Raw genomic sequence first — 20,546 nt, forward strand, 5'->3', positions numbered from 1 at the left:
ATGGATACCCAAGAAAAACTGAGATTGATCCAACAAAAAATCCTCGACGCCAGATCCGAAGCACGCCCCGACGCGCCACCGGCGAGGGAGCCGATCGCGATCATCGGCCTGGCCGGATATTTTCCCGGGAGCATGTCGGTCCAGGCGTTTTGGGAAGCACTCGATGAAGATCGGTCCTTAATTGAAGAAATCCCCGCGAGCCGATTCAACTGGCGAGACGTCTACGACCCGGGCGCCGCAGATAAGAGCCATACCAAATGGGGCGGCTTCATCCCGGATATCGCGGGTTTCGATCCCAAATTCTTCAAAATCCTGCCCAGCGAAGCCGAGACCATGGACCCCAGACAGCGCCTGTTGTTGATGGCGGTGTACCACGCCTTCCAAGATGCCGGCTATGCACCGGAAACGTTCAAAGGGGGCAAGATCGGCGTGTTCATCGGCGAAGAGGGCAACGAGTATCTGCAAAACCTGCGTGACTGGGGTATCCATCCCGGCAAGGGATTCGGCCAGGCCCCGAGCATGATCGCCAACCGCCTCTCCTACTTTTATGATTTCCGCGGACCCAGCGAGTTCGTCAATACCATGTGTTCCAGCGGCGCGGTCGCCCTGCATCGCGCCGTGAACGCCTTGCGCTCGGGTGAAATCGATCAAGCCGTGGTGGGCGCGGCCAACCTCTTGTTGCGACCCGATCTATTTATCCAACTCTCGGAGATCGGGCAGATGAGCCCCGATCCGGTGGTCCACTCTTTCGGCAAGCAAGCCCGCGGCTATCTTCGCGCCGAGGGTGTCGCCTGTTTGGTGTTGAAGCCTTTATCCCAGGCAAAAAAGGATCCGATTTATGCGGTCATCAAGAACACGGCGGTGAATTACAACGGCCAGGGCGGTATGTCGATCGCCTCGCCGAATATCGCCGCGCACATCGAACTGATCCAAAGATGTTACCGGGAAGTAGGCCTGAATCCGCGCCACCTGTCCTACATCGAAGCTCAAGGTATGGGTCACCCCGTGGCCGACATGGTGGAATGGGAAGCGCTGAACCGCGCCTTAAAGGGTCTGGCGACGGAACGAGGCGTTGTTTTACCGCCAGGCGCCTGTCGCGTCAGCACGCTTAAACCGATGGCCGGGCACATGCACGCCGCGTCAGCCTTAGCCGCTCTATTCAAAATGATCCGCAGCCTGCACACCGACAAAATCCACAAAATTCTCCATTTCACCGAACTCAATCCCGATTTGGAGGTCGACGATCAGCCCTGCCGCCCCGTGAAAGAAACGGAGCCCTGGCCACGCCAGGCCCATACCCGTCTGGCGGGTCTGCATTCCTACGGCTCCGGCGGGAACAACGCGCACATCCTGATTGAAGAATATCGAACCGAGCAGCCTTCGCGAGCGCGGCTGACACCCCATGCTTTCGACAAGCAGCCGTTTTGGATTCAGGGCCCGTCCCCTCAGGTGCCGCACCCCTTTTTGGCGAGCTGGACCCAAGACGCCTCGCGTTTTCAGGTAACCTTCAGCGGCGACGAATTTTTCCTGACCGATCACGGCGTCATGGATCGCAACATCTTTCCCGGGATGGGTTATATCGAAATGGCCAGGGCCGCTGTCGCCCAACGAACCGGGAAGACGGTCACCCGGTTGCAACGCGTGGCTTGGAAGGCACCGATGTTCGTCGATGCCGGGATTAAGGTCGAGATCGGGTTGCAGCAAACCGATTCGGGTTACCGCTACGAGGTCTCCGCCGCCGCGGAACCGCACCATGAAACCCGCGATCACGCCGAGGGCGAAGTCTCTTGTCAGGCACTCCAACAGGCGCCCCGTCACGATCTGGTCCAGATCCAGAGCACGTGCGCAGAAGTGGCTTTCGACAAAGCAGCGTTTTACACGAGCTATGACCGGATCGGTCTCAATTACGGCCCTGCCTTTCGCTGCCTGAACCGCGTCCTGGTCGGCGAGGGAACCGTGCTGGCGTATATCGATCTGCCGGGGGATGCGCACCATCCCTTCTTGCTGCATCCGGCTTTGCTGGACAGCGCGCTGCATGGCGGCGCCTTCCTCATGCCCGGCGGCATCACGGAAGCCAGTATTCCCTTCTACATGAAATCCATGACCATCCATCAAAAGATCCCACCGCATTGCGTGGCGTTCATCCGATTCAGCGATCCGTCCGCCGCCAAGGGTTCGGTCGTGCGACTGGATGTGGATATTTGCGACCTGGTGGGTCAGGTCGTCGTGGAGATTCGAGAGTTTACTTCGCGGGCCATCGCCGCGCCCAATGTCGTGGGCGCGCCAAAAGCCGCGACCGCGAAACGCACCGAGGTGGAAGCGGTCGCGCGACGCGTTGAACCGCCCGAGACCGAAACGGTGGCACGCACCGAAGTGGAACAGATCGTCAGACAGGTGGTTGCCCATTTCATGAAAACCGCGCCGGCGGATGTGGACCTGGAAGAATCCTTTTTCGAAATGGGCTTCGACTCGATCATGGTCACCGATCTCGCCAAGCAGTTGAACCATTACCAATTAGAGCTGGATCCCGTCGTCTTTTTCGAGCACACGACACCCCTCTCGTTGATCGAATACATTCATGAACATTACCCGGAACTCAGGCAGGCAACCCCGGATCAGGAACTCGAGCAAACGACGCAGGCGGCAGAAGAGTCGCAGACCGTTCCGGCTGCGACCCACGACCGGGTGTCAGCTTACTTCAGACCGGTTTGGCGACCCGCCGAACCTGGCGCGGCGGATCTAAGGCTCGATGGGGCATGCCACCTGTTCATGCCGGAGGAAAACGCGGGCCTGGGACACCTCTTTCCGAATGTCAGGTTGCACGACATCGGCGTGGACCCCGCGAAACAGGTGCCGGGCTTGATCGCAACCTTCAAAAAGCTGATGCTGCAACCCAAACCCTGCGCCATCCTGGTTCTCGCGCCCCGCTCCGAGGCTTGGCGTTATGCCTATCTGTATGGGTTGATGCGTTCGGTGGTTCTGGACACATCCAAGATCAGGTTCCGGATGATTTACGGCCCGGATTTCAGCCTTCGGCACCATGCCGCCTGGGAAAAAATCGTGGCCGCCGAACGCCGTTTCCCAGACACGGCAGACTGTATCCGCTACGGCGCCGATCTGACCCGAGAAGTGCGTCGCCTCGAAGCCTTTGCGCCTTCCAAACACCCCAGCAAACTCCAAGAGGGTGGTGTTTATTGGATCACGGGCGGCATGGGTGCCCTAGGCCGACTGCTCGCCGCCTCCATGCTCGAGCAGGAAAAGGTCCACTTGATTTTGTCCGGTCGTTCCGCCCTCGATGCGGAGAAACGACAATGGCTCGACCAATGGAACCACAAAGGTATTTGTATTCAATACCTTGAAGTAGACGTCACCGATCGTGAATCCATCGATCGCGGATTGGCCCAAATCCGAACAAAGCATCAAAAGCTCAACGGGATCATTCATTGCGCCGGCTTTTTCAAACCCGGTCCGATCTTCCAGAAAAGTGAATCGGACATCCTCAGCACGCTGGACCCAAAAATGAAGGGAACACTGTTGTTGGATGAATGCACCAAAGATGAAGCACTGGACTTTGTGGTGTATTTTTCCTCTCAGGCTTCTTCTGGGCTCAACCAACACTGGGACTACGCCGCCGCCAATGGTTTCCAAGACGCCTACGCGGCATACCGCAACCGTCTGGTCCGCACCGGGCAGAGATCCGGCCACACGCTGAGCATCAACTGGCCGAATTGGCTGCACGGCGGCATGTTCATGGATGAAGGCCGTCGTCGCGCGATTTTCAATCAAACCGGTTTGGTTTCTCTGGAGAACCACGAGGGCCTGCGCGCGTTCCACACGCTCTTGCATGAATCGCAGGCCTCGCAAGTTTCTTTTCTGGTGGGCACCGCAGCAGCCATCGACAAACTGCGGACGCCGACAGTCCAACCCGAAACGACGATCGCGACCCCAGACGCGTTCTCCGCCCGCAGCCGCGCCTTTATGAAACAGTTCGGCTTGAAGTATCCCTACATGACCGGCGGTATGGGCAACAACCTGGCCACGCCCGAATTCGTCATCCGCCTGGCCAAGGCGATGCTGTTACCCACCCTGGGCACCGCCGGGCTGGAACCGGAAGCGGTGGAACAGGCGATTCAAACCGTCAAAACGCAGGCCGACGTTTTCGCCATCAACGTCTTCAACATGAAATCGTCCGAAGCCTTCGCCGAATTCGTGATCGACAAAGCCATGGAACACGACGTGCCCTGCTTGGAGATGTCCGGCTGGTTGGATGTCCACACCCGCGCGTGCCTGTACCGCATCAAGGGCCTCCGTCAAGACAGCGACGGCACGATTCGCGGCAACCGCCACATCATCGTCAAGTTGACCCGACTCTCTCTGGCCGAGCGCTTTACCGACCCGATTCCCGAGCAAATCTTGAGGAAATTAAAGGTCGGCGGTTTGATTGATGACCGCGAATACGATTGGGCCAAACGGGTTCCCTATGCATCGGCCATCGTGTTCGAAGGCGATTCGGCCGGGTTTACCGATCGCCAGGATTTCATGGTCGCGTTGCCCGCGCTCAAACGCCTACGCGCACAAAAAGAGCGGCAATACGAAGACGATCCCCTTTACATCGGTGTCGCGGGCGGGATTTCCACGCCCGAAAACGTGGCGGCGGCGCTGTTCATGGGTGCCGATTTCGTGGTGTCCGGTTCGATCAACCAATGCACGGTGGAATGCGGTCAAAGCGACACCGCGAAAGACATTCTGCAAAAACTCGGGATTCACGACACGACCTACCTGCCCAATTTGGTCATGGACGTGTCCGCCAAGGTTCAGGTCGCCGCGGCGGGAACCAAAATGGCGACACGTGCCGAGAAGCTGGCCGCCATGTGCCGCAAATACAAAAAACTAAGCGCGTTGACCAAAAAAGAAAAAGCCCTGGTTCAAGCCTGCTTCAACGGACGCGACTTAGAAACCATCGCAGCCGATGCTCGGGCCTACACCGCGTCACAAACGCCGTTTCGCCACATCGCCTTCAAAGATTCCGAGCTATTTCCCATCTATGCCTACTACATGAAAGACAGTTTCCAGGCCGCCTTGTCGGGCCGGGCCGACTCGGACAATTATCAAATCTACTGCGGCAAGGCCATGGGCGCCTTTAACGAATGGGTCAAGGGCACGCCGCTGGAAGACTGGCGAAACCGCCACGCCGACGTCGTGGCGGAAAAGATTATGGCGGAAGCCGCGGAACAGCTCCGATCCCCCTCCCCGGTCGCAACGCAGGAGCCGATCGCGATCATCGGGCTGGCGGGTGCCTATCCCCAAGCACCGGACCTGGATACGTTTTGGCACAACCTGGTCGAGGGCGTGAACGCGATCACCGAAGTTCCGACCGACCGCTGGACTGACGAGCATTTCCAACCCGACCCGGATCTGGCCATCAAAGAGGGCAAGAGTTACGGGAAATGGGGTGGATTTTTAGAAGGGCTGTACGACTTCGATCCTTTGTTTTTCCACATCTCGCCCAGAGAAGCCGAGCGCATGAACCCCAAGGAGCGTCTGTTCCTGCAAGCCGCCTGGCAGGCTTTTGAAGACGCGGGACATGTCCCCTCGGAACTGGGCCAGGAGACGGTGGGCGTTTTTGTCGGTGTCTCCAAGTTCGGCCAGGACCCTTATCCCGATTCATTCAGCGCCGTGGCCAACCGCGTGTCCTATGCCTTCAACTTCACCGGTCCCAGCATGGCCATCGACACCATGTGTTCCTCGTCCCTGGTCGCCGTTCACGAAGCCTGCCGCCACATGGCTTCCGGCGAATGCAGCATGGCGCTGGTCGGCGGCGTGAACGCCTACACCCACCCCTCGGCCTTCGTCGAATTCTCCAAGGGCCGGATGCTCTCGGCCGACGGACGCACCAAGGCTTTCGGCGAAAACGCCGACGGCATGACCCCAGGCGAAGGGGTCGGCGCGATCCTGCTCAAACCGCTCTCCAAAGCAGTTGCCGCGCGGGATCACATCTACGGCGTGATTCGTGGATCGGCCACCAATCACGGCGGCAAAACCGGCGGCTACTCGGTGCCGAGCCCCAAGGCCCATCGGGATCTGATTCGAACGGTTTTGACGCGGAGCGGCGTGGCAGCCGAAGACGTGAGTTACGTCGAGGCACACGGGACCGGCACGGCCCTGGGCGATCCGATCGAAATTCGCGGCCTCACAGATGCGTTCCAAACGAACACGACGGGTTATTGCCGGATCGGTTCGCTCAAAAGCAATATCGGGCACCTGGAGGCGGGCGCGGGCATCGCGGGACTCACCAAGGTCCTGCTGCAAATCAAACATCGCCGTTTGGTCCCCTCGCTCCATGCCGCGCGCTTGAATCCAGGTATCGATTTTTCGACCACGCCGTTTCGCGTGCAACAAACACGGGAACCTTGGCAGCCCGTCGACGCCGACGGCCGCGACCGCCCACGCATCGCCTGCGTTTCCTCGTTCGGGGCTGGCGGCAGCAATGCGCACGTGATCATCGAGGAACATCGTGCGGAACGGGTTCCCATCGACGATTTGCAGGCACCGGGCCTGGTCGTGCTCTCGGCCAAGACCAACGAGAGCCTCAACGCCACGGTGGAGAACCTTCATCGCTTTTTGGCGCGTCACCGGCAATTCGTGAACCTCAACGATCTGGCGTTCACCTTGCGCGTCGGTAGGGAAACCATGGCGCGCCGCGCCGGGTTCGCGGCCCGTTCCGTATCGGAACTGATAAACGGCCTTTCCGAATTTCTGGCGGGCCGCGATCCGCTGGATTCCTATCGAGATCGGCCCGAATGGGCGGCGAAACTCGAACTGTTGGAGCAATGGCAAAACACCGGCGAAGCTGAGTGGCGAGAGCCGGGCAGCCCAAGGCGCATCAGCCTTCCGGTCTATTCCTTTGACAAGCAAACCTACCGCCTGACGCCTCCAAACCCAGTCCATCAAACCGATACGGAAAGCCCGGCCCATCAAGCCGCCATGGAAGTCATGACTTTCGAAGAAACGTGGCAAGCCGAGCCCTTGCCGCAAACGACTTCCCTGGGATTCAAAACCCTGGTCTGTTTTCTTTCGGATATGGCCAATCAACGGGTCCTGCTCGAGGAACTCGAGACCGTCAGCCCCGGGGCCAAAGTCCACTTTATCGCTCAGGACCAACCCCATCGACCAGAGGCCTACCTACATGCCCTTCAGCAAATCCAAGACGAGGCGCAAATCGATGCGGTGCTTTACCTCCGTCCCTTGGAAGACGCCGCTTATCGACGGGATCCGGCCGATTTGTTCTTCATGCTCAAGGCCCTGGATCCCATCGCGCCGAGCCGGGTCGTCGTAGCAGGCGGGTTCGACGACGAGCTGGAGCGTTGCTACCTGGACGCCTGGATCGGTTTTGCGCGCTCCTTGAAAACGCATCTGCGAAAAACCCAGATCGGGGTGATGGCCCTGCAGTCTGGCGACATCCCGAACGGGATCCGAAAAGTCGTGCGGGAGCTGCATCTACCTGAGCTGCAAAGTGTTTGTTATCGGGGCAATCAAAGATACCGCCCGCAGGTGCGCCCCACAAACCTGGAAAAGGGGCCGAGCCGCCTGAGAACCGGCGGGGTCTATCTGATCACGGGTGGTTGCGGTGGACTCGGGTACCTGTTTGCCGAACGGCTGGCCAAAAAGTACGCCGCCAAATTGATCCTCACCGGCAGATCCCCCCTGAACCCGTACATCCGCGATCAACTGGCAGCACTGGAGGAGGCGGGCGGGCAAGCCGTTTACATTCAAGTCGATGTCTGTAATCAGGGGCAGATGGAAAGCGGCCTGGAAAAGGGCAATCCGTTTGGCGAGATTCACGGTGTCCTCCATATGGCGGGCATCGCCGACGAGCGCAGCATTCGCGACAAGGAAATGGATGCATTCCGTCGCGTGCTCGATCCCAAGATCAAAGGCTGTCAGGTACTCGATGCGGTTCTCGCGCCCCGGGATTTCACCTGCTACTTCTCCTCTTCATCCGCCGTGTTGGGCGATTTCGGTTCCTGCGATTACGCCGTCGCCAACCGGTTCCTCACGGCCTTTGCAGATGCTCGCAGCACTCGGACATTCGCGGTTCAATGGCCGGTTTGGCAGGATGGCGGCATGGCACTGGCCTCGGACGAGGGCCTCCGCACGTACCTGAAATCCAGCGGCCAACGCGCCCTGCGAACCGAAGAAGGCTTTGCAATCTTCGAATCGATTCTGGCTCAGAACAAGACGAGCCACTTGGTCCTTTGCGGCCAACGGGAGCGGGTGCATCGCTTCTTAGGGTTGACCCAAAGGCCTGTATCCCAAAGGGTGGTGCATCCCGAGATCAGCGGTCGCCGTCCCGAAATGGAAGGCTTTGGCCTTGAACAATGTGTGCTTTGGGATCTCCAGGAACTGACCGGCAAGATTCTCAAAATTCCCAGAGATCGCTTGGACGGTGCAACCAACCTGGCCGATTTCGGATTCGATTCGGTGCTCCTGATCGAATTCGCCGATTTGCTCAGCAGCCACTATCGCATCCAAATCACGCCGGACCTGTTCTTTGGAAACGCCACGCTGGACCAACTCACACAGTATTTGATGAACGACCATGCCGAAACCGTTCGGAACCTCTACAAGCGTGACACCGCGCCGCCTGTGAAACAGGTCATCCAAACGATACCCGAGGCCCGCCGAACCACGAATTCGGACCCAGCCGATCCGATCGCCGTCATCGGCATGAGCGGTCGCTTTCCCCAAGCCAAGAATTGCGACGAGATGTGGCGCCTTCTCGAAGCGGGTAAAAGCGCGGTCGGCACCGATCAACGCTTCGGCATTCCCAACCAAAACAACTGCAAATCATGGGCTTTTCTTGACGGCGTCGACGAGTTCGACCCGCTGTTTTTCGAGATTTCACCGCGCGAAGCCGAGACCATGGACCCTCGCCAGCGTTTGCTGTTGCAAGAGTCCTGGAAAGCTCTGGAAGATGCGGGATACGGGCCCAGACGTCTGGACAAAGAACGCATCGGGATGTTTGTCGGCGTCGAGGACGGCGATTATCAACGGGTGCCCGGCGACGAACGGGAACTGACATCCAACCACACCGGTATTTTGGCAGCGCGGCTCGCCTATTTCCTGAACCTCAACGGCCCAGCCCTGGCGATCAATACGGCCTGCTCTTCGGGATTGGTGGCCGCGCATCAAGCCTGTTTAAACCTGCGGGCGGGCGAATGCGATACGGCAGTCGTCGCCGGGGTCAATTTGTTGCTCAGCGAGGCGCCCTTCGAGGCCATGCGCAGAGCCGGTATGTTGTCGAGTGACGGCGTTTGCCGCGCTTTCGATAAACGCGCGGACGGCATGGTTCCCGGCGAGGCCGTGGTTGCGCTGGTTCTCAAACCGCTGTCGAAGGCCGAAGCCGAAGGGTGTTCGATTTATGGCGTGATCCACGGGAGCGGCGTGAATTACGACGGCAAGACCAACGGCATCACGGCGCCCAACGGCAATGCCCAGAGCAAGCTCGTCGAGGACGTTTATCAACGCTACCAAGTGAATCCACGGGAGATCGACTACGTCGTGGCCCACGGCACCGGCACCAAATTGGGCGATCCGGTTGAAATCAACGCCCTGCGCAAAGTTTTCTCCGGCGAACAGGGTACCTGTGCCCTGACCTCCAGCAAGACCAACTTCGGTCATACCTTCGCAGCCTCCGGGTTGGTGAGCCTGGTCAATGTGCTGCAAGCCTTGCGTCACCAAACGATTCCCGCCAGCCTGAACTGCGGCGAAGAGAACGACTTCATCGCCTGGAACGAAAGCCCGTTTTACGTCAATAAGGCCGCCAAGCCCTGGCCAAAGCACAAACATCCCCGAACCGGAGCGCTTAGCGCGTTCGGTCTCAGCGGCACCAACGCCCACATGGTCGTTCGCGAATACGTCCAGGAAGAACGGCCCGATCCGCCGCACTCCTGGGTTCTGCTGCCGCTCTCGGCAAAAACCGAGACCGCCCTACGCGAAAAAATCGCGGATTTGATGGACTATTTGGCGCGCCAGGCGCCGTCCTCTGGAGATTTGGCGGCCATGAGCCATACGCTGATCGACGGTCGTTTCCATTTCCGACACCGCTGCGCCGTCGTCGTTCAAGATGTGCCGCAAGCCCTGGAAGCCTGGAAACGGGGCATGCAAATCCAGGGCGAAGTCTCGCGTGACTTTAAAGCGCAAGCGGTCATGAACGGTATGATCGCCGACTTGCAGGACAAGGCCCGCGACCTGCCAAACCGGGACGAAGCCTATCGCGAAATTCTGAATGCCTTGGCCGATCTGTATTGCCGGGGTTACGACATTCCGAGTATGTGGGCCACGCAGCGGCCCACCAACATCCATCTGCCCACCTACCCCTTCGCCAGAGACCGCTACTGGTTGACGACCGAAAAGGCGCAACCGCCAAAAGAACCGGTCGCCGTCCCGTTCGAAACCCAACTCTTGCGTCCGGTGCCACAACCGCTGTCCGTGTCGGCGAACCCGTCACCGGTTCCCTCGGAGACGGCCAGGACGGTCATGATCGGCGGCAGCCAGGCGCAGGCAGACGCCGTTCGAACCATTTATCCCGGTCTCCAGTGCCTGAGCATCGAGCCGGAGACGACCGTTGCCGAGATGGCACAACGGGTCGGCGCGGTGGATCATCTGATTTGGGTTGCGCCGAATGCTCGGATCACCCGCCTCACGGACGAGGCGCTCATCGAGCAACAAGAACAGGGCGTTTACCAGGTCTTCCGTCTGATCAAGGCGCTCCAGAGTTTGGCGCACGGAAAATTGCATTGGACCCTGATCACCACCCAGGCCATGCCCGTCTTTGAAGAAGACCCGGTAGATCCGACGCACGCGGCGATTCACGGTTTGATGGGTTCGCTGGCCAAAGAGAATCCCGGCTGGAAGATCCGGCTTCTGGATCTTCCAGCAGATCGTCCCTGGCCCATCCGGCACATGTTCTCCCAGGAGCCGGGAACGACGTTGGCCTATCGCCGCGGGCAATGGTTCCAGCAAAGCCTCGAACCGTTCCCGCAGCATGGCACCGGCCAATCCGCCTATCGCTTCCAAGGCGTGTATGTGGTGATCGGCGGCGCGGGCGGCATTGGCCAGGCCTGGAGCAGGTTCATGATCGAGAACTACCAGGCCCGGATCGTCTGGATCGGTCGTCGGGAACCGTCTGCCGTTCAAAGCAAACTGGACGATTTGGCCAAATTGGGCAGACCCCCGCTGTATGTTCAGGCCGATGCGACGGATCGCGAATCGCTGCAGCAAGCCTATGTGACCATCAAAAACATCCATCCGCGCATCGACGGCTTGATTCATTCGGCCGTCGGTTCGTTCGATCGAAACCTGGCGGAGATGGAAGAGGCGCGGTTCCGCGAGATCCTGTCCGTGAAGCTGGATCTCAGCCTGCGGATGGCGCAGGTCTTCGCCGAAGAGCGCCTGGATTTCGTCCTGTTTTTCTCCTCGCTCGTGGCCTTCGACCCACCCGCCGGCATGGCGGGCTACGCCGCGGGCTGCGCGTTCGTCGAAGCCTTTTCCCAGCGTCTCGCCCAGGATTGGCCGTGCGACGTAAACATCATGAACTGGGGCTACTGGGACCTGGGAGCCGGTGCAGCGATTTCGAAAGAGATCAAAATCCGCCTCGAGCAACGCGGGATCGGGGCCATCGAGCCCGCCGAGGGCATGGCCGCATTGGAAACCCTGCTGACCGGACCGGCCCGACAAATCGGCTTCCACAAAACCATCGCCACCCGGCCTCGGTCGGCCCAGCCCGAGCTTCAGGGCACGACCTTCCGGGAACGAAGCATCGCGTATTTCAGAGCATTGATCGGGGAAACGCTAAAGATGGAGCCGAACCTGATCGATCCGTTCGAGCCCTTTTCGACCTATGGTTTCGATTCGATTTTGATCACGCAACTGACCCACAGATTGAACGAAGACTTTGAGAACGTCCAAAACACCTTGTTTTACGAGGTGCAGACCGTCGAAGCCTTGGCGCAACATTTCATAGAACACCACGCGTCGCGGCTACAAGCGTTGTTAAGCGTCGATGCGCCGACGCCGGTTTCGATCAAGGCCGATGATGCGCCGCCGATTTCCAGCCCGGCGAGCGTGGAACCCATCGCGATTATCGGTCTGAGTGGCCGCTACCCAGGAGCCGAAAGCCTGGAGGCGTTTTGGGAAAACCTGAAATCCGGCCAGCACGGCATCACGGAGGTGCCCTCCGAACGCTGGGACCTCAACGCGCACTGGCACGCAAACGCCAAAGAAGCGAGCACGTTGTGGAAGAGCTACGGTAAGTGGGGGGGCTTTCTGAGCGGCGTCAACCTGTTTGATCCGCTGTTTTTCGACATGACGCCGCGAGACGCCGAGAACACCGACCCTCAGGAACGCCTGTTCCTGGAAGAGGCATGGAACGCGTTGGAAGACGCCGGTTACGCGCCTTCCGGATTCTCCGATGAACTGCGCCGCAAGACCGGTGTGTTTGCGGGAATCACCAAGCAGGGCTTCAACCTGCACCTTTCGGAACGCAAGCGTCACCTGCCGGCGACGTGCTTTTCGGCGTTGGTCAACCGCGTTTCCTATAACTTGAATCTACAGGGTCCCAGCATGCCGGTGGACACCATGTGTTCTTCGGCGCTGGTGGCCATTCACGAAGCCTGCAACTATCTTCGTTCGGGCAAGGGGTCCCTGGCCATCGCCGGTGGCGTCAATCTCTATCTGCATCCCGCCACCTACACCCACCTCGCCATGGGCCGTCTGCTTTCTTCCAGCGACGCATGCGCCGTGTTTGAACAAGGTGCCGACGGCTTCGTGCCGGGCGAGGGTGTTGGCGTCGTGGTCCTGAAACCCTACCGCGACGCCCTTCGCGATCGCGACGATATCTATGCGCTGATCCGCGGGACTGCCGTGAACCACAACGGGAAAACCAACGGCTATACCGCGCCCAACCCTCGTCGCCAAGCCGCTGTCATTCGCGAAGCCTTAAATCAGGACGGGACGGACCCACGGACCATCAGTTACCTCGAAGCCGCCGCGCACGGATCGGAAATCGGCGACGCCGTGGAGATCGAGGCCCTGATCGACGTGTTCGGCGATCAACCCGGCGTGGAAGGACCACGCCGGATCGGTTCCATCAAGCCCAATATCGGCCATGCCGAAGCCGCCTCGGGCATGTCCCAACTGACCAAGGTTCTGTTTGCGCTCAAACACAAGACCTTGGCACCCACCCGCTTGAACGGGTCGCTCAATCCAGGCATCCCCTTCGAGCGCCTGCCCTTCGCGTTGCAGCGGGAAGCCGAACCCTGGGCGCGGATCAGCCTCGATGGCGAGCCCGCGCCGAGACGCGCCGGCATCACCGGCATCGGCGCAGGTGGCGTCAACGCCCATATCGTGGTGGAAGAGCATGTCGAAACGCCCACGCCGGCCACCGCGGATCACCCCACGCTGTTCATCCTTTCCGCCAAAAACCAGGACCGGCTGGAAGCCTATGTGGACCGCTGGATTCGGCATTTGGAACGCCGTTCCGAGGATCTGGTGCGTCTGGCCTACACCCTCCAGGTCGGCCGGGAAGCCATGCCCAGCCGCTTGGCCGTGGTGAACCGGAGCCAAGCGGATTTATTGAGACAGTTAACGCAGTGGAAACGCGACAAACAAACGACCCCGACGGTGTTCCAACAAACCATCGAGGCTTGGCCGACCTCGGCCACCGACGATCTGGCCTGCGCCCTGCGAGACCGCGATCTACACAAACTGGCCCTACTCTGGACCCAAGGACATCGCATTCCTTGGAAGGAATTCTATTCCGACATGAACATTCATCGTAAATCCCGACTGCCGACCTATCCGTTCGCCGAGAAACACTGCGGCTTAGAGCCCGAACCGGTCGACGCCGCGCGCTACGAGAACAAGGCCACCGAGTTTTACACGTTTTGCGCGAAGGACGGGACGGACGAATTCGAGGAAGAGTACCTCACCTTCTGCCCCTTCCCGGAGAAAATCCCCGGCTTTTCCATGACCCGCATCTACCAGGACCCCGAGCGCTACGCCGCGGAATGGGACCTGATGAAGGAAAAGCAGATTGAAATGCGCAAGGTCCTGTTCTACCGGGAAGATTTTTCAAACATCGGCCACCTGCTCGATTTCGGTTGCGGCCACGGAACCGACGTGATCGCGTTGGCCAGGGAATATCCCAACCTGCACACCCATGGCTTTACGATCACCAAGGCCCAGGCCGATTTGGGCAGTCAACGCATCCAGCGCATGAACCTGGCCTCGCGGGCCGCGATTTTTCACAAAGACAGCGCCGTGGATCCGTTTCCCGGAACCTATGACGTGATCATGGGCATCGAGGTCAGCTTCCACATTCGCGATAAGGAAGGCTTGTTCCAGAACATCGCCGCCTCACTCAAGCCACAGGGCAGAGTCCTCCTCATGGACTTCATGACCAACTTACAGGGCGCGATCGTCGACCCGAATATTGAAATCTCCATACCCACTCGGGAAACCTGGATCGAGTTGCTGTCCAAAAACGGTTTGGCCATCGAGGAAATCATCGACGTTTCGCCGCAGATCGCCAACTTCCTCTACGATCCCGAATTTGAACGGAACATCGTGCAACTGCCGCAAGTGGTTCAAGCCACCTTGAGGAATTACGCCAACCAGTCGCAGGCCTTGGAAAGAGGCTGGATCAGCTATTGTCTGTTCAAATTGGAAAAAAATCACCGAATGGGTTCGGAACAGCTCGCTGACCACAACAGACAAAAGATCATGAACCAAACGCCTTACCCGGAAGCGTTGCAGGTCATGCTGCAATCGCAAGCCGGGAAGGTCCAGACAGAAACGACGGACATCAAACACCGGCTGGTGGAGATTTTTGCGGACGAATTGGGCTTTGGGCACGAAGAAATCCTGGCAGCCCGAACGCTTGCCGCGTTGAAGATCAGCTCGATTCATTCAGTCGTATTGCTGGAACGGATCAACACGACCTACAAGCTGCACTTGCCGACCAGTGTCGTTTTCGAGTGCGGCACGCTCGAGGCTCTAGCCGATACGGTCGCCGCTGCACTCCAGGAGAGACCGGCACCGAGACCGGCTCCGACCCAATCCCTGGACCGATCCCTCGAACAGACGAACCCGGTCGTTGACGCCATTGAAAAACGGCCCCAACAGGCGGAAGGACCTCTCAAAACGACCAACCCGGCCCATGATGATATTGCGGTGATCGGAATCGCCTGTCGATGCGCCGGGGCCGCGAACCAGGATGAATTTTGGGAACTGATTCGAGACGGCAAGGACTGCATCCAAGAGGTCACGGACCCCGACTGGTTGGCTTATTTAAAAGAAAACGCCGCCCAGCCCTTCCGGGCGCGCTACGGCGCCATGGACGGTCAGGAATATTTCGATCCCTTGTTCTTCCATATATCGCCGAAAGAAGCCGGCGTCATGGACCCGTCCCACCGAATCCTGCTCGAATCCTGTTACACGGCGTTGGAGGACGCGGGCCAGCCCGCCTCCAAGCTGAAGGGACAATCCGTCGGAACCTATATCGGCGCCATGGGCGGCGGTTCGGTGGACCATGCGGCCACCCAGTTCTCGGCGCTGGGCTCGGAAACCAGCATTCTGTCCTCCCGAATCGCGTTTTTCTTGGATCTAAAGGGACCGGCATTGACCCTGAATACGGCCTGTTCCTCCTCCTTGGTGGCGATCGACCTGGCCTGCCAAGCCCTTCGAAATGGGGATATTCAGCTCGCGATCGGCGGCGGGGTTTCGCTCTACGACCATCCCGGTGCCTTCGTGGCGATGTCCAACGCCGGGATGCTGTCCCCGAGCGGGGAATGTCGCCCGTTCGACAACGGCGCCGACGGCATTGTGGTCGGCGACGGCGTGGGCGTGGTGATTTTGAAACGCAAACAGGACGCCGTTCGCGACGGCGACCGGATTTACGGCATCATTCGCGGCGGCGGCACGAATCAGGACGGACAGACCTCCGGGATCACCGTTCCCAGCTTCGTGTCCCAAAGCGAACTTGAAGTCTCGGTCTACCAAAAAGCCGGGATCAAGGTTGAAGACCTGCAATATATCGAGGCCCACGGTACGGCCACCAAGCTGGGCGATCCGGTGGAAGTTCACGCCCTGACCAAGAGTTTTGCGCATTTTACTTCCAAAAAACGCTTCTGCGCGATGGGCTCGCTCAAAGCGAACATTGGGCACACCACCGCCGCGGCCGGTGTCCTGAGCGTGATCAAGGTGCTGTTGAGTCTCAAAAACCGGAAATTACCGCCGTCGATTCACTTCGCGACTGAAAACCAACACATCGCGTTTGAAGACAGCCCGGTCTACGTGAATACCGAACTGCGGGATTGGCCGAGCAACGCAAACGGATCGCGGCTTGCGGCCGTGAGTTCGTTCGGTTTCAGCGGCACCAACGCCCACATGGTGCTGGAGGGGTATGACTGTCCGTCCGGACTCGTTCGAAATCCGAACCACGGCGGCATGGTCTTCGTGCTCTCGGCAAGGACCCAAGATCGTTTGCGGGAAGCGGCCCAAAACATGGTCGCGTTCCTCGGCGAACACCCCGAAGTTGCCTTTGCCGACTTGGTTTACAGCCTGCAAGTCACCCGCGAGGCCATGGATTGCCGACTGGCGATGGTCGTCGAAGATACCAAATCGATCCTATCGGGATTGAAGGCGTACCTCCACGGCACCCCCACACCGGTGCGCCTGTTCACGGGTGGCGCGGAACAGACGGCCTCGGCAACCGAATCGGATTTTTCCGAACCGGAGGCACTGGCTGGCTTTTGGGCCCGTGGCGGCACGATTTCCTGGGACATCCAGCAGCACGAATTCCGAAAAATCCGCCTGCCGACCTATCCTTTTGCGCGCAAAGCATTCGGCATGGCCGGGCGCGGGAAATCGGTGTCACCCACACCCCGCGCGGATCTGACGGATCTGAAGCGCCTCATCAAAACCAGGATTGCCGAATTGCTGGACCTGGAGGACGGAGATTTGACCGACAGTAAACCACTCACCCAAGTGGGTTTCGACTCGGTCACGGCCGTCACCCTAAAACACCGGCTGGAAACGGATCTCCAAGCCGAGATCCCGCTGGAATGGTTCAGCGATCACCAAACCGTGACCGAGCTGGCACAAGCGGTCCACGGCCTGACGGAAGGCACACCCGATCCGGCGCGGGACCCGCACATGCAACCGGAAATCATCGAACGGCCCGAGGCGCGATACGAGCCGTTTCCCATGACCGATATTCAGGAGTCGTTTTTCATCGGTCGCCAGCTCGAGTTGGCGGGCGATCGCGTCGGATGTCATATCTACATGGAATTCGAGATGGTGGATCTGGACATCTACCGCCTCAACCAGGCCTGGCTGCGCCTGATCGATCACCACGACATGTTGCGCTCCGCGATGCTGCCCGACGGACGGCAACAGATCCTGAAGACCGTCAAGCCCTATCGCATCAAGGTCGCGGACCTGCGCGACAAAACGGAACAGGAGCGCGCCCGGTTACTTTCGGCCACGCGCGCACGCATGGAACAAAAGTGCTACACCGGTCTCGAGTGGCCGCTGTTCGAGATTTGCGTCAGTCTTTGCACCGGAAACCAGGCGATCGTCCACTTCAGTATCGACGAGCTGTTGGTGGATGCTTCGGGCGTGGCCATGCTTTTAAAACAATGGTCCGCGCTGTATGCGGCACCGGAAACCCCGCTCCCCGACCTGAGCGTTTCCTTCCGAGACTACGTGCTGGCGATCAAAGCATTCGAAGCATCGACGCGCTATCGCAACGATTTAACCTACTGGCTGACCCGCTTGGACGCCATTCCTGACGGGCCGGAACTGCCGCGTTCGCACAATGTGAACCGAAACGATCGCCGCGAACGCCTTCAAGCGAGCCTGGATGCGCGGCAGTGGGCCGCCTTGAAACGCAAGGCAGAGGCGCTGTCGGTTTCCCCTACCCTTTTGGTTCTGACTGTTTTTGCCGAGGTGCTGCGAGCGTGGTCCACCCATGATTCCTTCTCGCTGATTTCCACATTCTTCAACCGGTTGCCGCTGCACCCTCAACTGGATCAGGTGCTGGGCCCGTTCGTCTCGACCAACCTGTTCGTGGTTGAAGAAAAACGGGGGCGCAGCTTTGAAGCGTTGGCGACGGCGAACCAGGACCGGTTTTGGAAAGATTTGGATCACGGTTCCGTCAGCGGCGTGCGGGTCCTGCGCGAACTCAAGGCGACGGGCAAGCTGTCCAAGTCCTTTTCACTGCCCGTGGTGTTCACCTCGTTGTTGAATCACGCCAGGACGGAGGACGCCGAGGACAGCTTCTTCAACCACCTCCGCTTCATGATCACCCAAACGCCGCAGGTTTACCTGGATCATCACGTGGCCGAGAAGCACGGCCGCCTGGTTTACAACTGGGACGTGGTCAAAGACTATTTTGAAGACGGTTTGATCGACCGCATGTTTGCCCATTACCACCGGACGCTCACAGACCTCGCGGAACAAACCGGAGCATGGACGGTCCCCGCGCAAGCCGAAGAAACACCCGACGAACTCATGGTCTTGGAACGTTTTCCGCGATACGAGCCCTATCCCCTGACCGACCAACAACAAGCCTACGCCTTCGGACGCAGTCAGTTACTCGGGGGTCAGGACTGTCGGGTCTATCAGGAGGTCGAGGCACCGGTGCTCGACGTCTCGCGACTTGAAGCAGTGTGGCGCGAACTGATGGGCATTCACGACATCCTGGTCACCCAAATCCACCCCGACGGCACCCAGCAGACCATGCGGGACCTTCCCGAATACCGCATCGAAACGCGCGATTTGCGCGGCAAGCCGCAGGTACAGGTGGACGCCGAACTCGCGCAGATCAAAGCGGACATGATCTCGCCGGTGGGCGATCTAAACCAATGGCCCTATTTCGAACTGCGCGTCACCCAGTTAGACGGCCGCTCCCGGATCCACTTCGGCATCGACATGATCATCCTGGACTGGATCAGCTACGAGCTGATTCTGAGACAATTGCTTTATTTCTACGCACATACCACCGAGAGGCCCGAGCATCCCGGCATGTCGTTCAGCGATTACCTCGGCTCGGTGCAAGCCTACCGACAAACTCCCGGCTACCGCCGCTCGATGGCCTATTGGCAAGACAAGTTCGCCGCGATGCCCGGTGGCCCCCAATTGCCGCTCAATCCCGCCAAAGCCGAGATCAAAGGCGAGCGGCGCTCGGCGGTTCTCGCCGATTGGGATGTGCTCGCGGACGCGGCCCGACGCTTGTCGGTCTCACCCAGCATGATCTTGCTGACGGCCTATACGGAAGTCCTGGCGGCATGGTCGACGAACAAACCCTTTTCGATCGTGATCCCATGTTGGGACCGCCTGCCGGTGCATCCGCGCATCAATGAGGTGGCGGGCGAGTTCACGGCCTTGAGTTGGTTGGTCGTGGACCACGACGGCAAATCGTTTACCGACAAGGTGATCGCCCATCACCAAACCGTTTGCCGCGATTTGTCGCAGCGCCCGGTGAGCGGCTTGAAAGCCATGCGTAAAGTGCTGCGAAAAGGCTTGGAATTCCCGGTGGTGTTCACCAACATGTCCGAGGTGGCGTGCACATACCCCACGCCTGCGGGCTTCACCGTGGGCGAGGCGCTCAGCAAGACGCCCCAGGTCACCCTGGACAACATCAGCGTGGTACGCGACGGCGAACTCCACTTTAGTTGGGACAGTGCTCAAGGCCATTACGCGCCAGGACTGCTGGACGAGATGTTTGCGGCCTACGTCCGCGTTTTGCAAGCCTTGGCCCGGGAACCCTGGGACCAAATCGACTTTTCGGGTCTGATCGAGGCACGCCACACCGGCTCGGCGCAGGAAAGCAGCGCCCTCGTCGGGCCCACTGCCGAACACTTTCCCCTGCATCTTTGCCTGCATGAGTTGATCGAAGCAAAGGTCCGTTCCTGCCCAACCCACCCCGCGCTGCGTTTTGATTCCGAGCGGATCACGTACGACGATTTGAACCGCCTTGCCAATCAATGCGCGCACTACATGCGGGAATTGGGGGTCGGGCCGGGGCACATCGTCGGTGTCATGATGGAACGTTCCATCGACATGGTGGTCGCGCTGCTGGCGTCCCTGAAAGTCGGTGCCGCGTATCTTCCCATCGATCCGACCTACCCGGACCAACGTCGCGATTTCATGTTGGAGGACGCCGACGTCTCCGTGCTGCTGACCCAGGCGTCCCAATCGCTGGAAAACTTCCAGGGAACCGTCGTGCGCCTGGATCGCCAAGCATTGTCCCAACGGTCGCCGGAGAATCTGGACCTCACGACCACGCCCGACTCGTTGGCCTACGTGATCTACACGTCCGGTTCGACCGGCAAACCCAAGGGCTGCATGTTGTCCCACAAGGCCATTTGTAATCGATTACTTTGGATGCAGGAGACTTATCACCTTAGCGAGCATGATCGTGTCCTGCAGAAAACACCCTACACCTTCGACGTCTCGGTTTGGGAATTCTTCTGGCCCCT

1 protein-coding gene (cut by a window edge) is annotated in these 20,546 nt (G+C 59.4%); it reads left to right on the forward strand.

What is annotated here, in order from left to right:
• Positions 1 to 20,546 carry the 5' portion of a non-ribosomal peptide synthetase gene (locus tag J3U87_RS13240; RefSeq protein ID WP_237383521.1) on the forward strand. Its footprint extends 25,618 nt past the window's final position, so only the first 20,546 of its 46,164 coding nucleotides appear in the window; the start codon lies at positions 1 to 3; its stop codon lies off the right edge, out of view.

This window comes from Sulfidibacter corallicola, assembly GCF_017498545.1.
Taxonomy (GTDB): domain Bacteria; phylum Acidobacteriota; class Holophagae; order Acanthopleuribacterales; family Acanthopleuribacteraceae; genus Sulfidibacter; species Sulfidibacter corallicola.